Raw genomic sequence first — 17,778 nt, forward strand, 5'->3', positions numbered from 1 at the left:
GTACACTCTTGAGCTATGAGTGGCGCAAGTGAAAGCAGTGGGCGGCGCGTCGGGGCACAGCTGGAGGAAGCGATAGAGGATTTCGCTGAATACCAGCGTGTGGTCCGCGGCCGCTCTTCCGCCACGGTTCGTGGATACTGCTCAGACTTGCGTCTATTGAGTGATAGCGTTCCTGACTTTGCCTCCTTCACGTTGACTGCGCTGCGCGCATGGCTGGCCCGCGCAGTCGAGGAAGGGAAGTCTCGGTCCACGCTTGCACGACGTACCGCCTCAGTGCGCGCATTTTCGGCTTGGGCTGCGCGTGAAGGCTACCTCGCCACCGATGTGGCGCAACGCCTGGTTACGCCGAAGGTGGGTAAGCACCTGCCCACCGTCATGTCACCCTCGGCTGCCGGTGAACTTATGGGCAATGCAGTCTCCACTGATGAGGTTCACTTCCTACGTGATAGCGCCATGCTGGAATTCCTCTATGCCACGGGCGTGCGTGTTGCGGAACTGGTTGGGCTGGATATCGGCGATATTGACCTTGCACGGCGAACCGCGCGCGTCACCGGTAAAGGAAATAAGCAACGCGTTGTGCCTTTCGGGGTAGCAGCCGCAGAAGCGCTTGAGGCGTGGTTAAGTTCTGGGCGCGGCCAGCTAGCGGGTGACACGGAGGCAGTGTTCGTAGGAACCCGTGGCGGCCGTATTGATGCCCGTCAGGTTCGACGAGTCGTGGAGCGCGCCGCTCAAGTGACAGGGCAATCGGGCCTGACCCCACACGGCCTCCGGCACTCGGCCGCCACACATCTTCTAGAAGGCGGCGCTGACCTTCGTATGGTCCAAGAGCTATTAGGACACTCTTCGCTGCAGACCACGCAGGTCTATACGCACGTCTCGGCGCAGAGGCTCAAGGACGTCTACGCGCGATCCCATCCACGGGCTTGAGCCGGATGACGGGTTCGCCCAACAGCCCCAATGGGTCGATGTAATCCTCACGGCCTTCCACGGCACCCCAGTGGAGTCCCGGATAGCCGTCGACGGACGGCGCCAGCGTGCCAATGATGTCTCCCTCTGCGACATGGTCACCTTTTTTGACTCTCGCAAAGACAGGTTGATAGGTCGTGCGAATCCCGCCGTCATGCTTGACGGATACCACGGGTTTACCAGCGACCGAACCCGCGAAGTGCACCACTCCATCCCCGGCCGCGCGCACAGAGCCGCCTACTGGCAGGGCTAAGTCAACACCGCGGTGACCGGCCAGCCAGCGTTGTTCGGGTGGCTCGAATCCCCGCAATACCTGAGTAGCTGTGGGAAAACCGGTCGTCGGATCGACGTAAGGCAGAGCCTGCGGAACAGTGACTACGGCAACGTGAGCTAGGACGGCTACGGTCGCAAGAACGGTGGTGATGTGAGAACGGTGCTGCATGTTTTCAGCATTGATGCCTGCGCTTGTCGTGGGAAGGGAGAGAAAGTGAGGTGTGGATAACCTGTTAAAGAAGAAACGTATGTTTCAGCCGTGGGGAAGCTAGGTGAGGCTGTCAACAAAGTCCCTGTGAGTTTAGGGTCTGTCGTTTTGGAATCCTCGCGCGTGCAGTACTAAGCTGGCCGTCAGCAGTCTGTGTTCACTGCTCTTGTGCTGTCCTTCGGGCCTTGTGCCCGCAGCGCATGAAGAGAGGAATTCTGGATTGACTACGCGCGGCGAAGTTGTCGCTTCCTGGGTTAAGGAAGAGACAGTCTGTGGTTGACGTGGTCCCCGCTGAGGTGGGGTGTTGACCTAGGCCTTCGTTGCTAGGGTGCGGGATAAAATACCGCACAAATTTCTGCAAAACCGAAACAACGTATAGAAAGCGAGCGAATCATGGCAGTTGTAACCATGCGCGAGCTCCTCGACGCTGGTGTCCACTTCGGTCACCAGACCCGTCGCTGGAACCCGAAGATGAAGCGCTTCATCTTCACCGACCGTAACGGCATCTACATCATTGACCTGCAGCAGACGCTGACCTACATCGATGAGGCCTTCGAGTTTGTTAAGGAGACCGTCGCACACGGCGGCACCATCCTCTTCGTTGGTACCAAGAAGCAGGCTCAGGAAGCTGTTGCCGAAGAGGCAACCCGCGTTGGCATGCCGTACGTCAACCACCGCTGGCTGGGCGGTATGCTCACCAACTTCCAGACCGTGTCCAAGCGCCTGAAGCGCATGAAGGAACTGCAGGCTATGGACGCCGCAGAGGACGGCTACAAGGGCCGTACCAAGAAGGAAGTTCTCATGCTTACCCGCGAGCGCGTCAAGCTCGAGCGCGTCCTGGGCGGCATCTCCGACATGACCAAGGCTCCGTCCGCACTGTGGATCGTTGACACCAACAAAGAGCACATCGCGGTCAAGGAAGCTCACAAGCTCAACATCCCGGTTGTAGCCATCCTGGATACCAACTGCGACCCGGACGAGGTCAACTTCCCGATCCCGGGCAACGACGATGCTATCCGCGCCACCAAGCTGCTCTCCGGCATCATTGCCACCGCAGTGGAAGAGGGCAAGAAGGCTCGCGAAGAGCGCCAGCTTGCTCAGGCTAAGGAAGCTGCCGGCGATTCTGCTGAGAAGGACGCTCGCGACGCCGCTGAGGCTGCCGCTGCTTCCGACCCGGCCTCCGCTGAGAAGGCTGAGGACGCCGAGAAGTCCGCAGAGTAATCTGCATTGTCAAAGCCCCCGCACCGCGCGGTACATATAGACCCGCGGCGATGGGGGCTTTTTCTCACGCGCCACAACATGGCGAGTGACACGCCACCACGCCGTCAACAGGCACCGCGGTGTTGAGCGCGTTACCCTCGCGGGGGAGTTGAGAATCACTAACACCCCCTCAACGCGACGTGGTGGTAGCGATTCAGCTACGCTGTTTCATCGAATACCGTTTAATTCCAAGGAGGAACGCTCCAACTATGGCGAACTACACTGCTGCAGACGTTAAGGCACTGCGTGAGGCCACCGGCGCCGGCATGCTCGATTGCAAGAAGGCTCTCGACGAGTCCCAGGGTGACTACGACAAGGCTGTCGAGTACCTGCGCATCAAGGGCGCAAAGAACGTGTCCAAGCGTGCTGAGCGCGAGGCTACCGAAGGCCTCATTGCTGTGTCCGGCAACACCATGGTCGAGATCAACTGCGAGACCGACTTCGTGGCTAAGAACGATGCCTTCAAGTCCTTCGCTTCCAAGATTGCTGAGGCCGCTGGCGAGGCTAAGGTTAACTCCGGCGAGGAGCTCAACAACCTCGAGATCGACGGCAAGAAGGTGTCCGAGCTCGTCGACGAAGAGTCCGCAAAGACCGGTGAGAAGCTGCAGGCACGCCGCGCAGTCACCATTGAGGGTGACAACGTTGCTGTTTACCTGCACCAGCGTTCCGCTGACCTGCCGCCGGCAGTGGGCGTTCTCGTTTCCTACGAGGGTAATGCTGAGGGTGCCCACGCAGTGGCACTGCAGATTGCTGCCATGAACGCTGAGTACCTCACCCGCGAGGATGTTCCGGCTGAGGTCGTTGAGAAGGAGCGCGAGATCGCTGAGGCTACCACCCGCGAGGAGGGCAAGCCGGAGGCTGCTCTGCCGAAGATCGTGGAAGGCCGCCTCAACGGCTTCTACAAGTCCGTCGTCCTGCTTGAGCAGGCTTCCCTGTCTGACTCCAAGAAAACCGTCAAGCAGGTTGCTGACGAGGCTGGCACCACCATCACCAGCTTCGTTCGCTACGAGGTTGGCGCCTAAGCCTCTTTCGGACGAGACGCGCTGAATACTGCGTCCCCTTCTCTTTCCTCCACCCACAATGTACGGAGGAAGGGGAGGGGACGTTGGCGTTTTAGGGACGTCGTCAAGCACTGCTCACGCTCTGCCGTGGGTGAATATTTATGACGGACGCGGCTATGGTTAAGATGGAACAGAAAAATTGAAGTGCTCAACTCGGATGCTCATTGTGGAGCACCGCCACGCGTGAAGGAGACGATGAAGGCCGTGACGACCCCTGGACCGAAGCGAACCGGATACAAGCGAGTCATGCTGAAGCTGGGCGGTGAGATGTTTGGCGGAGGCAAGGTCGGCATCGACCCGGATGTAGTGGAAAACGTCGCCCGACAAATCGCTGAGGTGGCTAACCAGGGCACTGAAATTGCCGTGGTCATCGGCGGTGGCAACTTCTTCCGCGGCGCCGAACTCTCCCAGCGCGGCATGGACCGTGCCCGCTCTGACTACATGGGCATGCTGGGCACCGTCATGAACTCCTTGGCACTGCAGGACTTCCTCAAGCAGCAAGGCATTGACTGCCGCGTGCAGACCTCCATCAACATGGCGCAGATAGCAGAACCCTACCTGCCACTGCGTGCAGATCGCCACTTGGAGAAGGGCCGCGTCGTCATTTTCGGTGCAGGTATGGGTATGCCGTACTTTTCCACCGACACCACCGCCGCCCAACGCGCGCTCGAAATTGGGGCGGAGGTGCTCTTCCTGGCCAAGGCCGTCGACGGTGTGTACTCCGCTGACCCGCGCACCAACCCGGATGCTGAGCTTTACTCCGAAATCACCCCGCGTGAGGTCATTGAGAAGGGCCTGAAGGTAGCAGACGCCACCGCATTCAGCCTGTGCATGGACAACAACATGCCAATCCTGGTGTTTAACCTCCTTACCGACGGCAACATTAAACGTGCTGTTAATGGTGAGAAGATCGGCACGCTGGTCCAGTCTTAGTACAAACCGGCCGCGACCTGCTAGATTCTTTCCCAGAACTTTTAACTATTGCAAGGGAGTTGTAAACCCTCATGATCGACGAGATCCAGCTCGAAGCAGAAGAGCACATGACCGCCTCGGTGGAGCACGCCCGCGAGCAGCTCCTGACCATCCGAACCGGCCGTGCGAACCCGTCCATGTTCAATGGATTGGTAGCAGACTACTACGGTGTGCCGACCCCGATTACGCAGATGTCCACCATCTCCGTTCCGGAGCCGCGCATGCTGCTCATCAAGCCCTACGAGCAGTCCATGATTGGTGAGATCGAGAACGCTATCCGCAACTCGGACCTCGGCGTAAATCCGACCAATGACGGCCAGGTACTGCGCGTGACTGTTCCGCAGCTCACGGAGGAGCGCCGTCGCGACATGGTCAAGATGGCTAAGAGCAAGGGCGAAGATGGCAAGATTGCTATCCGCAACATTCGCCGCAAGGCGATGGAGCAGCTCAAGAAATTGCAGAAGGATGGCGACGCGGGCGAGGATGAGGTCATCGCCGCTGAGAAGGAAATGGAAAAGATTACCTCCGGCTACATCGAGCAGGTGGACAAGCTCGTCGCCAACAAGGAAGAGGAGCTCATGGAGGTCTAGCCTCCTGCTGTGAACTCCGAACCGCCGCCGCGCCAAGGCACCGACCAGCACGGCGGCATTTTTCTGTGTAGGACCCCCACGATGACATTTCATTAGTTGTGAAGGAGCTAGCGTGACAACTGAGCACTCACGGCACACTCGCCGGATGCCCAAGCCGAAGAATAACGCGGGACGAGATCTGCCTGCTGCTATTGGCGTAGGCGTCGGACTTGGTGCACTGGTTGTCTTCGCCGTGTGGGCTGGCCCCTTCGTGTGGTACTTGGTGGTTGCTGCAGCGCTTGGCGTGGCCATGTGGGAGGTCCTGACACGTCTGCGGGAGCACTCCTATTATGTGCCGCGCACGTTGCTCATCGTCTTGGGGCAGGCGATGGTGTGGGTCTCGTGGTTCCTGAATGCTCCGGGGCTCGTAGCGGTCTATGTCGTGGCCGTGCTAGCCCTCATGTTTGGGCGTCTTTTCCATAATGGACGACATCGCCCGCCGATTAACTATCTGCGCGATATGTCTGTGGGCATCTTCGTTCTGACGTGGATTCCGCTTTTCGGTACGTTCGCGGCGATGCTCTCCCGCGTAGAGACGCCTTTCGCATCCGGAGCGGCGTCCATTGTTGTCTTCATGCTGTGCGTCGTGGCGTCAGATACCGGTGGCTTCATTGCAGGTGTTATGTTCGGCTCGCACCCCATGGCCCCTGCCGTAAGTCCGAAGAAGTCCTGGGAGGGCTTTGCTGGCTCTGTTGTGTTCGGCACCGCCACCGGCGCGCTGTGCTTTGCTTTCTTGCTGCACCATACCCCGTGGGTTGGCGCGCTCATGGGCCTTGGACTCGTATTTTGTGCCACGTTGGGTGACCTCGTGGAATCACAGTTCAAGCGCGAGCTGGGTATCAAGGATATGTCGGACTTGTTGCCGGGCCACGGCGGCCTGATGGACCGACTCGACGGCATGCTGCCGTCAGCAATGGTGACCTGGGTGGCCATGAGCTTCCTGGCCACCCTTACCCCCTAGGGTGTGCTCGGACGCCTAGCGTCGAGCCTGCTTGCGTACCTGGCGGCGTAGCTCAAACATGCGCCAGCCACCGACGAGCGCCATGATGAGTGCACCGGCAATGGCGCAGATGAGGTAGGTTACACCGGCCGGGAATTCGACAGACCAGTTGAGGAAATTCAGCGGTACTTCGTGCTGGTTCTGCAGAATGAAGATGATGAGCACGATCAGCAGCAAGAAGCCCACGATGAGGGCAATCCAGGTGCTGGCGGCGAAAGAACCCTTGACCTTGCCGTCGTTCTTGTCCGCGGTTGGTGCCGGGGTGGTTGTCGAAGTGGTGTTGTCAGTCGTCGTACCGACGGGCTCTACAGCGCCCGTGGTTTCCGGGGGAGTCTCATAGGCAGCGGTGTCAGGCTGTGCGTCGAAGTTCGTGCTGGGCTCGCCCTCAGCGAAGGGGCCGGAGGTTGAGCGGAGGTTGTCAGAGCTATTTTCTGGATTCGTCATACACCTATTAAATAGGTCAACATGTCACCTTCGCCACTTCAGCGGAGATTCGATTGGATAATGTGGCCAAAAACGTGGAAAAATGGGCCTCACCATGGCTGAACCACTGAAATTGAACTTCTCCGCTCCGCGGCGCGGGCTACCCCCGAAGCACTTCGCGGACTTGTCCGAGGACGAGCGCATTGAAGCGCTCGCCGAACTTGGCCTGCCCAAGTTCCGAGCAAAGCAGCTGGCCAAGCACTACTACGTCCACCACACCGCTGATGTCTCCGAGATGACGGACATCCCGGCTGCTTCCCGCGGAGCTGTCCAGGAAAAGCTCTTCCCGGAGCTCATGACACCTATCCGCCAGACTTCCACGGATGATGGCGAGACCACCAAGTCCCTGTGGCGCCTGCACGATGGCACGCTGTTGGAGTCCGTACTGATGCGCTACCCAGGCCGCGCTACGCTGTGTATTTCTTCCCAGGCTGGGTGCGGCATGGCGTGCCCGTTTTGCGCCACCGGCCAGGGCGGCCTTGACCGTAACTTATCCACGGCTGAGATTGTGGAGCAGTTCCGTCACGCCGCACGGCTTATGGAGGCAGAAGGCGGCCGCCTGAGCAACGTCGTGTTCATGGGCATGGGTGAGCCACTGGCGAACTATAAGCGCGTGGTCCAGGCAGTCCGCCAGATTACCGGCCAGGACCTGACTGGCTTCGGCCTTTCGCAGCGCAACGTCACCGTCTCCACCGTGGGCTTGGCTCCTGCTATTCGGAAGCTGGCGGATGAGGATCTCTCCTGTACTCTGGCAGTTTCTCTGCATACCCCGGATGATGAATTGCGCGATACCCTCGTGCCGGTCAACAACCGCTGGCCGGTCGATGACGTGCTCGACGCTGCCCGCTACTACGCCGATAAGTCCGGCCGCCGCGTGTCCATTGAGTACGCCCTTATTCGTGACAAGAATGACCAAGACTTCCGCGCAGACATGCTGGGGCAGAAGCTGCACGCAGCGCTCGGTTCCAAGGTTCACGTCAATGTCATTCCGCTTAACCCCACGCCTGGCTCCGAATGGGATGCAGCACCCAAGGCCCGCCAGGACGAGTTTGTGCGCCGCGTCATTGCTCAAGGTGTGCCGTGCACGGTGCGTGACACTAAGGGCGATGAGATTGCCGCGGCCTGTGGCCAGCTCGCCGCTGATGAACGCGAAACTGCTTAGCAGACCGCTTACAGTTTCCTAACAATCATTTCCCGGCAGGCGTAAGCGGTCTTCCAGTGTTAGCGGGGCTTGATACCGTTAACAGTTATGACTCATCCTTATCGCGAGGCGCTTGTACCGGACCCGCGCACCCAGGCCTTGGCCGTGCGTGACCTATGCAAGTCCTTTGGCAACCAGACTGCTGTAAACCACCTCAATCTTGATGTGCCACGTGGCTCCATTTTCGGTGTCGTGGGGCCCAACGGTGCAGGTAAGACCACGATGCTGACCATGGCATGTGGTCTGCAGCGCCCCGATGCTGGGCAGAGCTTCATCGCAGGGCACGACGTGTGGGCCGATCCCATTCCGGCCAAGCAATCCATGGGGTTGCTCATGGATGGTGCTCCTGTCTTTGACCGGCTGACCGGCGCTGAGTACCTCCACTACTTGGGTGCGCTGCGGCGGCTAGACCGTGGGGAGTCGTTGCGTCGTGCGCAGGAGCTTCTCGACGCCCTCTCGCTTACCGACGCCGCCAACAAACGCATCGTGGACTATTCCGCCGGCATGACGAAGAAGATTTTGCTGGCCGGTGCTGTCCTCCACAACCCGGAGGTGCTCATTCTCGATGAGCCACTGGAGGCTGTGGATCCAGTTTCTGGACGCCTCATTCAACAGCTACTGCGCGCTTATGCTTCGCGCGGTGGCACTGTCATTTTGTCTTCTCACGTCATGGAGCTTGTCGAAGGCCTCTGCGATCACGTTGCCATCATCAACGGCGGCCAGGTGATCACCTCTGGCCATGTTGACGATGTTCGCCAGGGACAAAGCCTCTCCGATCTCTTCATTTCAGCCGTGGGTGGGCGTGACTTGGATGCGTCGAAGTTTGGCTGGCTGCGAACCTCGGCAGAGGGAGCGCTGGGCACGGAAGGTGCTGAGTAATGACCTCAACACTGTTCCGCCTTCACCGCACCTTGTGGCGGCGTAGCGTGGCTTCCAATGCCTCGTCCATTTTGACGGCACTTCTCATGGCCTTGTACGGCTTCGGCGGCCTTGTCAGCCTCCTTTTTATGGCGTGGGCGGATATTGAACAGCCTGGGCACGGCTTTCAGTCCCTCACGCTGGGCGTTGCCGGCGGCATGCTCATCTATGTCATGCTCGCCATTTTCATGCCGGCGGGGGAGAACCAGCTTTCACCCTCGACATTGGGTGCACTTCCCTTAACTTCACGAGAGGTGTATCCAGGCCTGTTGTGGTCCAGTATGCTCACCACACGCGCTATCTTGTCGGTACTTTTCTCCACCGTCTACGCGGTTGCCGGGGCTATCATTCTTTCACTTCAGGGCGCCGGTATCTACGCGGTGCCTTTTGTTCTCGGGATGGTTGTGGCGTGCCTGACCACCATCGTCTTGGGGGAGTGCGTCGGGTTCCTCGGCACTGCCATTGCTAATTCCGAAAAGTCCGGCGCGCAGGCTGCCGTCATGATTATTTTGGGATTGCTTGTTTTCGGCGTCCTTCAGTTGCAGTCAGTGCTGGAGAATTTACCTTCGGTGGGGGCCATGGGTTCGATCGCCGCGTGGACGCCGTTTGGTGCCGCGGTGGGATGGGCACTTTCGCTTGCCGCCGGCCACTTTGTCACCGCCCTAGCCCAACTTCTCATCGCCCTTCTCACCGCTGCAGCAGTGATGTGGCTGTGGATGCGCCAGGTGGCCCAGGCTATGCGCAACCCTGATGCCGGGAAGACTCATGCAGCGGAGGTAACAGGGGAGGGGGTGACCGCATTCGAGATCGGCTCCTGGTCCTACTCGAGCCCGGCCGCCATGGAATTCACTCGCGCTCTGCGCTATATTCGCCGCGATAAGCGCCTGATGGGCATACTGCTCATGATGCCCATGTTTGCGGTACTCGTCATCTATCAGTTGTGGCGCGGTGATGACTTCGTGGCCTACTTCATGTTGTGCTTTAGCGCGGTCATGATGTCCTCCGTCCTATCCAATGACTACGGCTTTGACGGACCATCAAATTGGGTCAGCATGGTTGCTCCTGTTGCCCCGCGTGTGATTCTGCATGCCCGGCACCTAGCCCACATGGCGGGACCATTTGTGGGCTACCTCGTGCTGGCGCTCATCGTCATTATCTTTGCGGAGGACACTCAGGTAGCAGTCCTGGCTGTTAGCGCGAGCGTGGGAATGTTCATTGCTACCTGCGCCATCAGCATGGGACTTACTGTGCTGAATCCTTATCCGTTGTCGGAGCCTGGTGCCAGCCGCTGGAACGACAAATCTGGTTACTCGGGCGCTGCCTTTGTCGCCGCCTTTGCTGGTCTACTCATCTCATGGATGCCGGTGGTGCCCGGCATCATCGTCTCCTGGATGGCCTATGACCATGGTTGGCCGCTGGTTATCGGACCTCTGGTATCGCTACTGCTACCAGCGGTGGTGTATGCCGTGGTCTGGCGCAGGGCCGGGAACTACGCTGATGCACACGTCCCCGAAATCTACGCCAAGGTTGACCGTTACGTCAGCTAGCCCGCACACTCCCTGCAAGCACAAATAACAAAGCTCCCCGCGTCCACTGCATGTGGAGCGGGGAGCTTTAAAGCTGGTGAAGAGGCCTAAAGCCTTAGTTGGACACCGGCTTGGCAGCGTGGCGGCCAGTTACCGGGTTAGCGTTGACGCCTGCGGTGGTGGCACCACGCAGGTGAGCGATGCGGGACGGCTCAATGTTGAGGGCACGCAGCTCGTCATCAGTCAGCTCAGCGTAGACGTTGTGAACGGTCTTCTGCTCATAGGCCCAGTCCGGCTCCTGGTGGCCTACCGGCTTGTTACGGGCAGTCAGGGTGCGTACCTGGGAGAGCTTCGGCTGCAGGGCGTAAATCACCAAACCGAGGGCGATGAGGATAGCGAGGGCGATAAGCCAGACGGTCTCCACGTGGCCCTTGTGGTTGCCGAAGTTGTAGGCCAGCAGGAACAGGACGGAAGTCCAGCCAGCGATCTGAACGCCCGAGCGGCTGATGCGGGACCAACCGAAACCTGCGGACGGGACGTCATCGGTGGAAACGCCGTCGAAAACCTGCGATGCCGGCTTGTGGGAAGACACTTGCTCTCCTTTGTCTGTACACGCAGCTCACCTGCGTGAGCGCACGAAAATGCCAGTTATTCTGTGTAGTAGTTTAAAGCATCCCGACGCCAACCGCGATTAAACACCCCCGCAACCTTGTCGTCGCTGTGTGCGCGACTCCGACTAGGGTTAACAGAGTGAGTACCCAACGCATTCTTATCCTCGGATCTACTGGCTCGATCGGCACCCAGGCACTGGAGGTTATCGCAGATAACCCGGAGAAATTCACCGTCGTCGGTATTGCTGCCGGCGGGTCGAACCCCCAGCTAGTTATCGAGCAGGCTCGCGCCCTCAATCTTTCGTTTGACCACGTGGCCGTCGCCAAGCCTGAGGCGGCACGAGAGGTCTCCGAAGCACTCGGCGGTACTGTGCTCTCCGGCCCCGATTCAGCCGAACAGCTCGTTCGCGCAGTGGAGGCAGATAAGGTGCTCAATGCCCTTGTCGGGTCAATGGGCTTGGCCTCCACCATCGCGACCTTGGAGATGGGGGAAGTCCTGGCGTTGGCCAACAAGGAATCCCTCGTAGCCGGTGGATCAATTGTTACCAGGTTGGCGTCGGAGGGGCAGATCGTGCCCGTGGATTCTGAACACTCAGCCATGGCGCAGTGTCTGCGCGGAGGAAGTGACGCTGAGCTCGATCATCTCGTACTCACCGCCTCGGGTGGCCCCTTCCGTGGCTGGACGCGCGAAGAGATGTGGGAGGTTACCCCGCAGCAAGCTGCCCAACACCCCACCTGGTCCATGGGGCAGATGAATACGCTCAACTCGGCCACGCTGGTCAACAAGGGCCTTGAGCTGATTGAAGCGACGCTGCTTTTCGACGTCCCACCGGAGAGCATCGAGGTCACTGTTCACCCCCAATCCATTGTGCACTCCATGGCTACCTTCACGGATGGCTGCACGATTGCGCAGTGCTCCCCTCCGTCGATGAAGTTGCCTATCTCCTTGGCACTGGACTGGCCACACCGCGTGCCGGGTGCCCAACCGGCCTTGGACTTTTCGACTGCTCACGATTGGCGCTTTGAGCCCCTCGATGATGACGCGTTTCCTGCGGTGCGGTTAGCGCGCGAGGCGGCCGCCGCGGGCGGTACTCATGCCGCGGTGTACAACGCGTCCAATGAGGAGGCAGCCGCTGCCTTTTTGGCGGGGCGTATCCACTTTCCGGAGATTGTTGACGTTGTTAGCCACGTCTTGGGTGAAGCGACGCAGTTCGCTGGTGTACCCTCTACCGTCGATGACGTCCTCGCCGTGGAAGGCGAGGCCCGCCGCCGCGCGAACGCGCTGGTGGATTCGCTCGCTCGATAGAAAGCCCCTTCACCTATGGCAAATGTCCTGGGCATCATTCTTTTCGCTCTAGGAATCGGCATTACAGTCGCCCTACACGAGGCCGGACACATGTTGACTGCCCGCGCCTTCGGTATGCGTGTGCGCCGTTTCTTTATCGGCTTTGGCCCTACAGTGGCGTCATTTAGCCGCGGTCATACCGAGTATGGCCTTGCTGCTTTCCCCGTGGGCGGGTTCTGCGATATTGCGGGTATGACTGCCCAGGATGAGTTCCTCACTGAAGAAGAGGAACCACATGCCATGTATAAGAAGCCGTGGTGGCAGCGCATCATCGTGCTGGCTGGCGGCATCACGGTCAATTTGCTTTTAGGCTTTATTATCCTGCTCATCATCGCAATGACTACGGGTTTGCCCAATCCGGATGCGGATGTGCGCCCGCGCGTGGGCGAAGTATCCTGTACGTCTGATCAAAAGGCCGATGGTGAACTCGAACCCTGCCAAGGCTTGGGCCCAGCAGGGGAGGCGGGCGTGGAACCAGGCGATATCGTGCTGGCCCTCAATGGCGAGGCTGTGGACTCCTTTGCGCAGCTGCGCGATACCGTTTTGCAGCATCCAGGTGAGACCGTGACACTTGAAGTGGAGCGTGATGGTTCTCCACGTTCCTTTGACATCGCCCTCGACACGGTAACTCGCCTCAACGCGGAAGGTGAGCTCGTTAGCGTCGGAGCTATTGGCATGACCAACCAACTCATTGACATCGTGGAGACCTACTCCTTTGTAGAAGCCTTCCCGGCAACGGCGCGCTACACCGGCTTCGTGCTCGATGCCACGGTGCAAGGGATCGCACAATTTCCAGCCAAAATCCCAGGCGTGGTCGCCTCCATCTTTGGACAGGAACGCGATGTTAATGGTCCGATGTCTGTCGTCGGTGCTTCGCGGGTGGGTGGCGAGCTCGTGGAGCGAAGCCTGTGGTCCTCCTTCTTCATGATGCTGGCATCACTGAACTTCTTCCTTGCCTTGTTCAACCTCATCCCGCTTCCGCCCTTCGACGGTGGACACATCGCCGTCATCCTGTACGAAAAGCTGCGTGACGGGATTCGCCGCCTCATGGGAAAGGAGCCGAAGGGTCCGGCGGACTACACCAGACTCATGCCGATTACTTACGTGCTTGCGTTCCTTCTGATGGCGGTGGGTGCGCTCATCATCGTCGCGGATGTGGTGAACCCGGTACGCCTCTTTGGCTAAGCACACACGGTGCTAGAGTGGGGGCGTTAAACCTCGATTATCCAAGGAGCGCACATGTCGACCCCCATCGGTCTTGGAATCCCTGACGGCCCACCTCCCACCTTGGCGCCGCGCCGTAAGACGCGCCAGCTGATGGTCGGCCAGGTAGGCGTGGGCTCAGAGCACCCCATCTCGGTGCAGTCGATGACGACGACGAAGACGCACGACGTCAACGCCACCCTGCAGCAGATCGCGCAACTTACCGCCAGCGGCTGTGACATTGTTCGTGTTGCCTGCCCGAAGACTGTAGATGCTGAGGCCTTGCCAGCGATTGCGAAGAAGTCTCCCATCCCAGTTATTGCAGATATCCACTTCCAACCCAAGTACATCTTCGCTGCGATCGACGCCGGATGTGCAGCGGTTCGCGTCAACCCGGGCAACATCAAGGAATTTGATGGCCGCGTCAAGGAAGTAGCCAAAGCTGCCGGTGACGCAGGAATCCCGATTCGCATCGGCGTGAATGCCGGTTCGCTGGATAAGCGCATCATGGACAAATACGGTAAGGCCACCCCGGAGGCACTTGTCGAGTCCGCTCTGTGGGAAGCTAGCCTCTTTGAGGAGCACGGCTACGGTGACATCGCTATCTCCGTTAAGCACAATGACCCTGTCATCATGGTGGAGGCTTACCGCCAGCTGGCCGCTCAGTGCGACTATCCGCTGCACCTCGGTGTCACTGAGGCGGGCCCGGCCTTCCAGGGCACCATCAAGTCCTCTGTTGCCTTCGGCGCTTTGTTGGCGGAAGGCATCGGTGACACTATCCGCGTATCCCTGTCCGCTGACCCGGTCGAGGAGATTAAGGTCGGCGATCAGATTCTGCAGTCGCTGAACCTGCGCCCCCGCAAACTGGAGATTGTTTCCTGCCCGTCGTGTGGCCGTGCCCAGGTAGACGTGTACAAGCTGGCCAACGAGGTGACTGAGGGCCTTGACGGTATGGAGTTCCCGCTGCGCGTGGCCGTCATGGGCTGCGTGGTGAACGGGCCGGGTGAGGCACGCGACGCCGATCTTGGTGTGGCCTCCGGTAATGGTAAGGGCCAGATCTTCGTCAAGGGCGAGGTCATCAAGACCGTGCCCGAGTCCAAGATCGTGGAAACCCTCATTGAAGAAGCGATGCGCCTCGCAGAGGAGCAGGGCCTTGAAGCCGTCGAGGGCGCCAAGGCTGAGGTTCGCGTCACTCAGTAAGCACCTTTCGCGGTGTGGGGCGGCCGTCGTGTCGCCTCCACCTGCTACACTGCCCAAACATGAAGAGGTTGGTGGCGCTGCTGGGCGCAGTAAGTATCGCGGCGTCCTCGGTGGTTGCCTGCACTCCGAAGCCGGTCTCGGCGGAACCTGTGGCCGAGCAGTTCCTCGAGGACATGGAGACCCGCAACAACGAGGAACTCGCCGCGCTTATCGACGATCCCTCGACCGCCACCTCAACCCTCGACGCCACCTTTGCTGGCCTTCAAGCCGAGGGACTCGACGTGGAGCTGACTGGCGTCGAACAAGAGGATGCCCGCGCCACCGCTCATTATTCCGTGACATGGACCCTGCCGCGTGACCGTACCTTGCGCTATGACACGTCCATGCCCTTGACCCGCAAGGACAAGGAATGGACGGTGCGCTGGCAGCCCAGCATTGTGCATCCTGATTTGGGTGCGCACCAGCACCTTGAGCTGCGTTCTATTGCTCCGAAGCGGGCTGGTGTCGTGTCTTCTGATGGCGTGGAGCTTATGTCCCCGGGGCTGCAGTACCGGTTGGTCGTCGATACTGATACGGCAGGTGATGTACGCCCAGTTGCGGCTAAGATTTCGAGTGCGTTGAGCCAAGCCCACCGCGATGATGACTCGATTCCCGAAGTCGACGCGGGCGAACTTGCCAAGCAGATGGAAGAGGCCGACGGCTCCTACTCCGTCGCCATGCTTACTGATGCCCAGGTAGGCCGTGTGCGCCCAGCGTTGGAGAATCAGAAGGGCATTCGTTTCAACGAAGAACCGGCACTCATCACCCGCGATACTGGCCTCGCACCAGATATTCTCGCCCGTGTTCGCTCCATGGTCTCCGAAGAGGTTAACGGCACTAACGGATGGTCTGTGTCCGTGGTGAACGAACATGGTGCTGCGCTGTCCGATGTCGAATATCACGAGCCTGAGGCCGCTCCGTCCATTAAGGTATCGCTGGACTACGACGTGCAGCGCGCGGCCCAAGAAGCAGTTAATCTGCGCTCAGAGTATGAAGCGATGATTGTTGCCATGCGGCCATCGACTGGCGAGATTCTCGCGGTAGCCCAGACTCCTGAAGCCGATAAGAAGGGTGATATTGCCCTGCAGGGCCAGTACCCTCCGGGCTCGGGGTTTAAGATTGTTACGGCCGCGGGGAGCGTCGACAAGCACGGGCTCAACCCCGATTCCATCGTGTCGTGTCCCGGAACCAAGGACCTGTACGGGCGCATCGTGACGAACTACAACGGGTTCTCGCTGGGTTCTGTAACGCTGCGCGAAGCTTTTGCTCAATCCTGCAACACCACATTTGCTGAGATTTCAACGAACATGGACAAAGGTGAACTGCAGAGGATTAGCAAGCAATTTGGTTTGGGCATCGACTACGAGATTCCTGGCTTGTCGACGGTGACGGGTTCCATTCCAGAAGGGGAGACGCCTCTGGACCGTACTGAGGCCGGTTACGGTCAGGGCCTTGACCTTGCCTCTCCTTTTGGCATGGCGCTTGTGTCCTCTACTGTCGCGGCCGGCAAGACGCCTACGCCTACCTTCATCGAGTCCCACAAGACAAAAACCTCTGAACAAGTCGAACCGCCCAGTCCAGAAACGATTAATCAGGTGCGCGACATGATGCGCCAAGTGGTCGTCGGCGGTACAGCTGCAGGTATGCAAGCCGGGGGCACTATCTATGGCAAGACCGGTGAGGCGGAAATCAACGAAGGATCACATGCGTGGTTCACCGGATACCGTGACGATGACATCGCGTTCGCCACGCTGGTTGTGCTGGGCGGTGGCTCAACTATTTCGGTCAATATCACGGATAATTTCCTCCAGCGCCTTGATGAGTATCGCGCTGAAGGCCACGGCGACTTACCCGTGGCCGAGGAACAGCAGCCGCCTTTGTGAGCCTTGAGGACAGAGGGCTACCATGGGTAGTCATGACTACGCGCGCGAAGCTGAAGCAAGAAAAAGACACTCCCATCCGCACAGTTCCGAAGGACATCGAGCGTCCTGAGTACGTGTGGAAGGACACGGTGCAGGAGGCTCAAGGCGAGCCCTTCATCCAGACCCCGGAGGTCATCGAAGCCATGCGTGAGGCATCCCGCATTGCTGCCAACGCCCTCCAAGAAGCCGGTAAGGCCGTAGCACCTGGTGTTACCACGGATGAGGTGGACCGCGTGGCCCACGAGTACATGTGTGACCACGGTGCTTACCCCTCCACACTGGGCTACTTGGGTTTCCCGAAGTCGTGCTGTGTGTCCCTCAACGAGATTGTGTGCCACGGTATCCCGGATACCACGGTGATTGAAGACGGTGACATCGTCAATATTGACGTCACCGCTTTCAAGAACGGCGTCCATGGTGATACGAACGCCACTTTCTTGGCTGGCAACGTTTCTGAGGAGCACAAGCTGCTGGTGGAGCGTACCAAGGAAGCAATGATGCGCGGCATCAAGGTGGCGAAGGCAGGCCGTGAGATTAACGTCATTGGCCGCGTTATCGAGTCCTACGCCAAGCGCTTTGGGTACAACGTGGTGACGGACTTTACTGGCCACGGTGTGGGCCCAACCTTCCACAATGGACTCGTCGTCCTGCACTACGACTCTATGACCTACCGCGACGTCCTGGAGCCGGGCATGACCCTGACGATTGAGCCGATGATTAACCTTGGCTCCCTCGACTATGAAATCTGGGACAACGGTTGGACCGTGCAGAACACTGATGGCAAGTTCACGGCACAGTTTGAGCACACCATCGTCATCACTGAGGACGGCAATGAAATCCTCACCTTGCCGGGTGAGCTTGACTAGTTGGTCGCACACCACACCAACTAAGTAGCCCAAGGGCCCTAACTGACGCTGATCCGCCAGATCTTGGCGGCGGGTGCAAGATCTGCGTAAGTTAG

The 17,778-nt window shown here is 59.2% G+C and carries 17 protein-coding genes; 14 read left to right on the top strand and 3 right to left on the bottom strand.

Annotated elements, in window-relative coordinates; translation table 11 throughout:
• The first annotated feature begins 15 nt into the window (after positions 1–15).
• Positions 16–927, top strand: coding sequence for a tyrosine recombinase XerC (locus QP922_RS10830; protein WP_284809454.1), 912 nt, complete (start codon positions 16–18; stop codon positions 925–927).
• Here QP922_RS10830 and QP922_RS10835 read toward each other — a convergent pair.
• A complete protein-coding gene (locus QP922_RS10835) occupies positions 890–1,408 on the bottom strand; it encodes a M23 family metallopeptidase (RefSeq protein ID WP_284809456.1) in 519 nt (172 codons plus the stop codon). The genes QP922_RS10830 and QP922_RS10835 overlap by 38 nt on opposite strands.
• A 432-nt stretch (positions 1,409–1,840) precedes the next feature.
• Between QP922_RS10835 and rpsB the strand changes: the two genes are divergently transcribed.
• The 5 genes from rpsB to QP922_RS10860 all read left to right on the top strand — a co-directional run bounded on the left by rpsB (position 1,841) and on the right by QP922_RS10860 (position 6,330).
• The gene (gene rpsB / locus QP922_RS10840) at positions 1,841–2,668 is read left to right on the top strand and encodes a 30S ribosomal protein S2 (protein WP_284809458.1); all 828 of its coding nucleotides are present in this window, start codon (positions 1,841–1,843) and stop codon (positions 2,666–2,668) included.
• A 248-nt stretch (positions 2,669–2,916) separates the two neighbouring features.
• On the top strand, positions 2,917–3,729 hold the full coding sequence (gene tsf / locus QP922_RS10845) for a translation elongation factor Ts (protein WP_070672253.1): 813 nt from the start codon (positions 2,917–2,919) through the stop codon (positions 3,727–3,729).
• Positions 3,730–3,963: 234 nt separating this feature from the next.
• Positions 3,964–4,701 (top strand): UMP kinase, encoded by a 738-nt coding sequence (gene pyrH / locus QP922_RS10850; RefSeq protein WP_039675921.1) that lies wholly within the window; start codon positions 3,964–3,966, stop codon positions 4,699–4,701.
• 71 nt (positions 4,702–4,772) lie between these two features.
• Positions 4,773–5,330 (top strand): ribosome recycling factor, encoded by a 558-nt coding sequence (frr, locus tag QP922_RS10855; RefSeq protein ID WP_039675919.1) that lies wholly within the window; start codon positions 4,773–4,775, stop codon positions 5,328–5,330.
• Between the two features lie 145 nt (positions 5,331–5,475).
• Positions 5,476–6,330, top strand: a complete 855-nt coding sequence (locus QP922_RS10860; RefSeq protein ID WP_210388181.1) for a phosphatidate cytidylyltransferase — start codon at positions 5,476–5,478, stop codon at positions 6,328–6,330.
• 15 nt (positions 6,331–6,345) lie between these two features.
• Here the strand turns inward: QP922_RS10860 and QP922_RS10865 are convergent, their stop codons facing one another.
• Complete coding sequence (locus QP922_RS10865) at positions 6,346–6,813, bottom strand: LapA family protein (protein WP_070672251.1); 468 nt, start codon at positions 6,811–6,813, stop codon at positions 6,346–6,348.
• 94 nt (positions 6,814–6,907) lie between these two features.
• On the opposite strand from QP922_RS10865, the gene rlmN reads away from it, so the two are divergent.
• The 3 genes from rlmN (at position 6,908) to QP922_RS10880 (ending at position 10,518) form a co-directional block, all read left to right on the top strand.
• Positions 6,908–8,014, top strand: coding sequence for a dual-specificity RNA methyltransferase RlmN (gene rlmN, locus QP922_RS10870; protein WP_070672319.1), 1,107 nt, complete (start codon positions 6,908–6,910; stop codon positions 8,012–8,014).
• Positions 8,015–8,101: 87 nt separating this feature from the next.
• Entirely contained in the window at positions 8,102–8,932 is an 831-nt protein-coding gene (locus QP922_RS10875) for an ABC transporter ATP-binding protein (protein ID WP_284809463.1), read from the top strand.
• A complete protein-coding gene (locus tag QP922_RS10880; protein ID WP_284809464.1) occupies positions 8,932–10,518 on the top strand; it encodes an ABC transporter permease in 1,587 nt (528 codons plus the stop codon). Before QP922_RS10875 ends, QP922_RS10880 begins: the two co-directional genes overlap by 1 nt.
• Before the next feature lie 94 nt (positions 10,519–10,612).
• Here QP922_RS10880 and QP922_RS10885 read toward each other — a convergent pair whose 3' ends face one another.
• Positions 10,613–11,089 (bottom strand): DUF2631 domain-containing protein, encoded by a 477-nt coding sequence (locus QP922_RS10885; RefSeq protein ID WP_284809466.1) that lies wholly within the window; start codon positions 11,087–11,089, stop codon positions 10,613–10,615.
• A gap of 158 nt (positions 11,090–11,247) precedes the next feature.
• On the opposite strand from QP922_RS10885, the gene dxr reads away from it, so the two are divergent.
• The 5 genes from dxr to map are packed head-to-tail and all read left to right on the top strand — an operon-like array spanning position 11,248 to position 17,683.
• Entirely contained in the window at positions 11,248–12,414 is a 1,167-nt protein-coding gene (gene dxr / locus QP922_RS10890) for a 1-deoxy-D-xylulose-5-phosphate reductoisomerase (protein WP_284809467.1), read from the top strand.
• 15 nt (positions 12,415–12,429) lie between these two features.
• A complete protein-coding gene (locus QP922_RS10895) occupies positions 12,430–13,638 on the top strand; it encodes a M50 family metallopeptidase (protein WP_284809468.1) in 1,209 nt (402 codons plus the stop codon).
• Between the two features lie 54 nt (positions 13,639–13,692).
• Complete coding sequence (gene ispG / locus QP922_RS10900; RefSeq protein WP_115022667.1) at positions 13,693–14,856, top strand: flavodoxin-dependent (E)-4-hydroxy-3-methylbut-2-enyl-diphosphate synthase; 1,164 nt, start codon at positions 13,693–13,695, stop codon at positions 14,854–14,856.
• Between the two features lie 59 nt (positions 14,857–14,915).
• Positions 14,916–16,778 (top strand): penicillin-binding transpeptidase domain-containing protein, encoded by a 1,863-nt coding sequence (locus QP922_RS10905; protein WP_284809470.1) that lies wholly within the window; start codon positions 14,916–14,918, stop codon positions 16,776–16,778.
• Between the two features lie 32 nt (positions 16,779–16,810).
• On the top strand, positions 16,811–17,683 hold the full coding sequence (map, locus tag QP922_RS10910) for a type I methionyl aminopeptidase (RefSeq protein WP_042531345.1): 873 nt from the start codon (positions 16,811–16,813) through the stop codon (positions 17,681–17,683).
• The last annotated feature ends 95 nt before the right edge of the window (positions 17,684–17,778 follow it).

It is taken from the genome of Corynebacterium sp. MSK218, from assembly GCF_030232655.1.
GTDB lineage: Bacteria > Actinomycetota > Actinomycetes > Mycobacteriales > Mycobacteriaceae > Corynebacterium.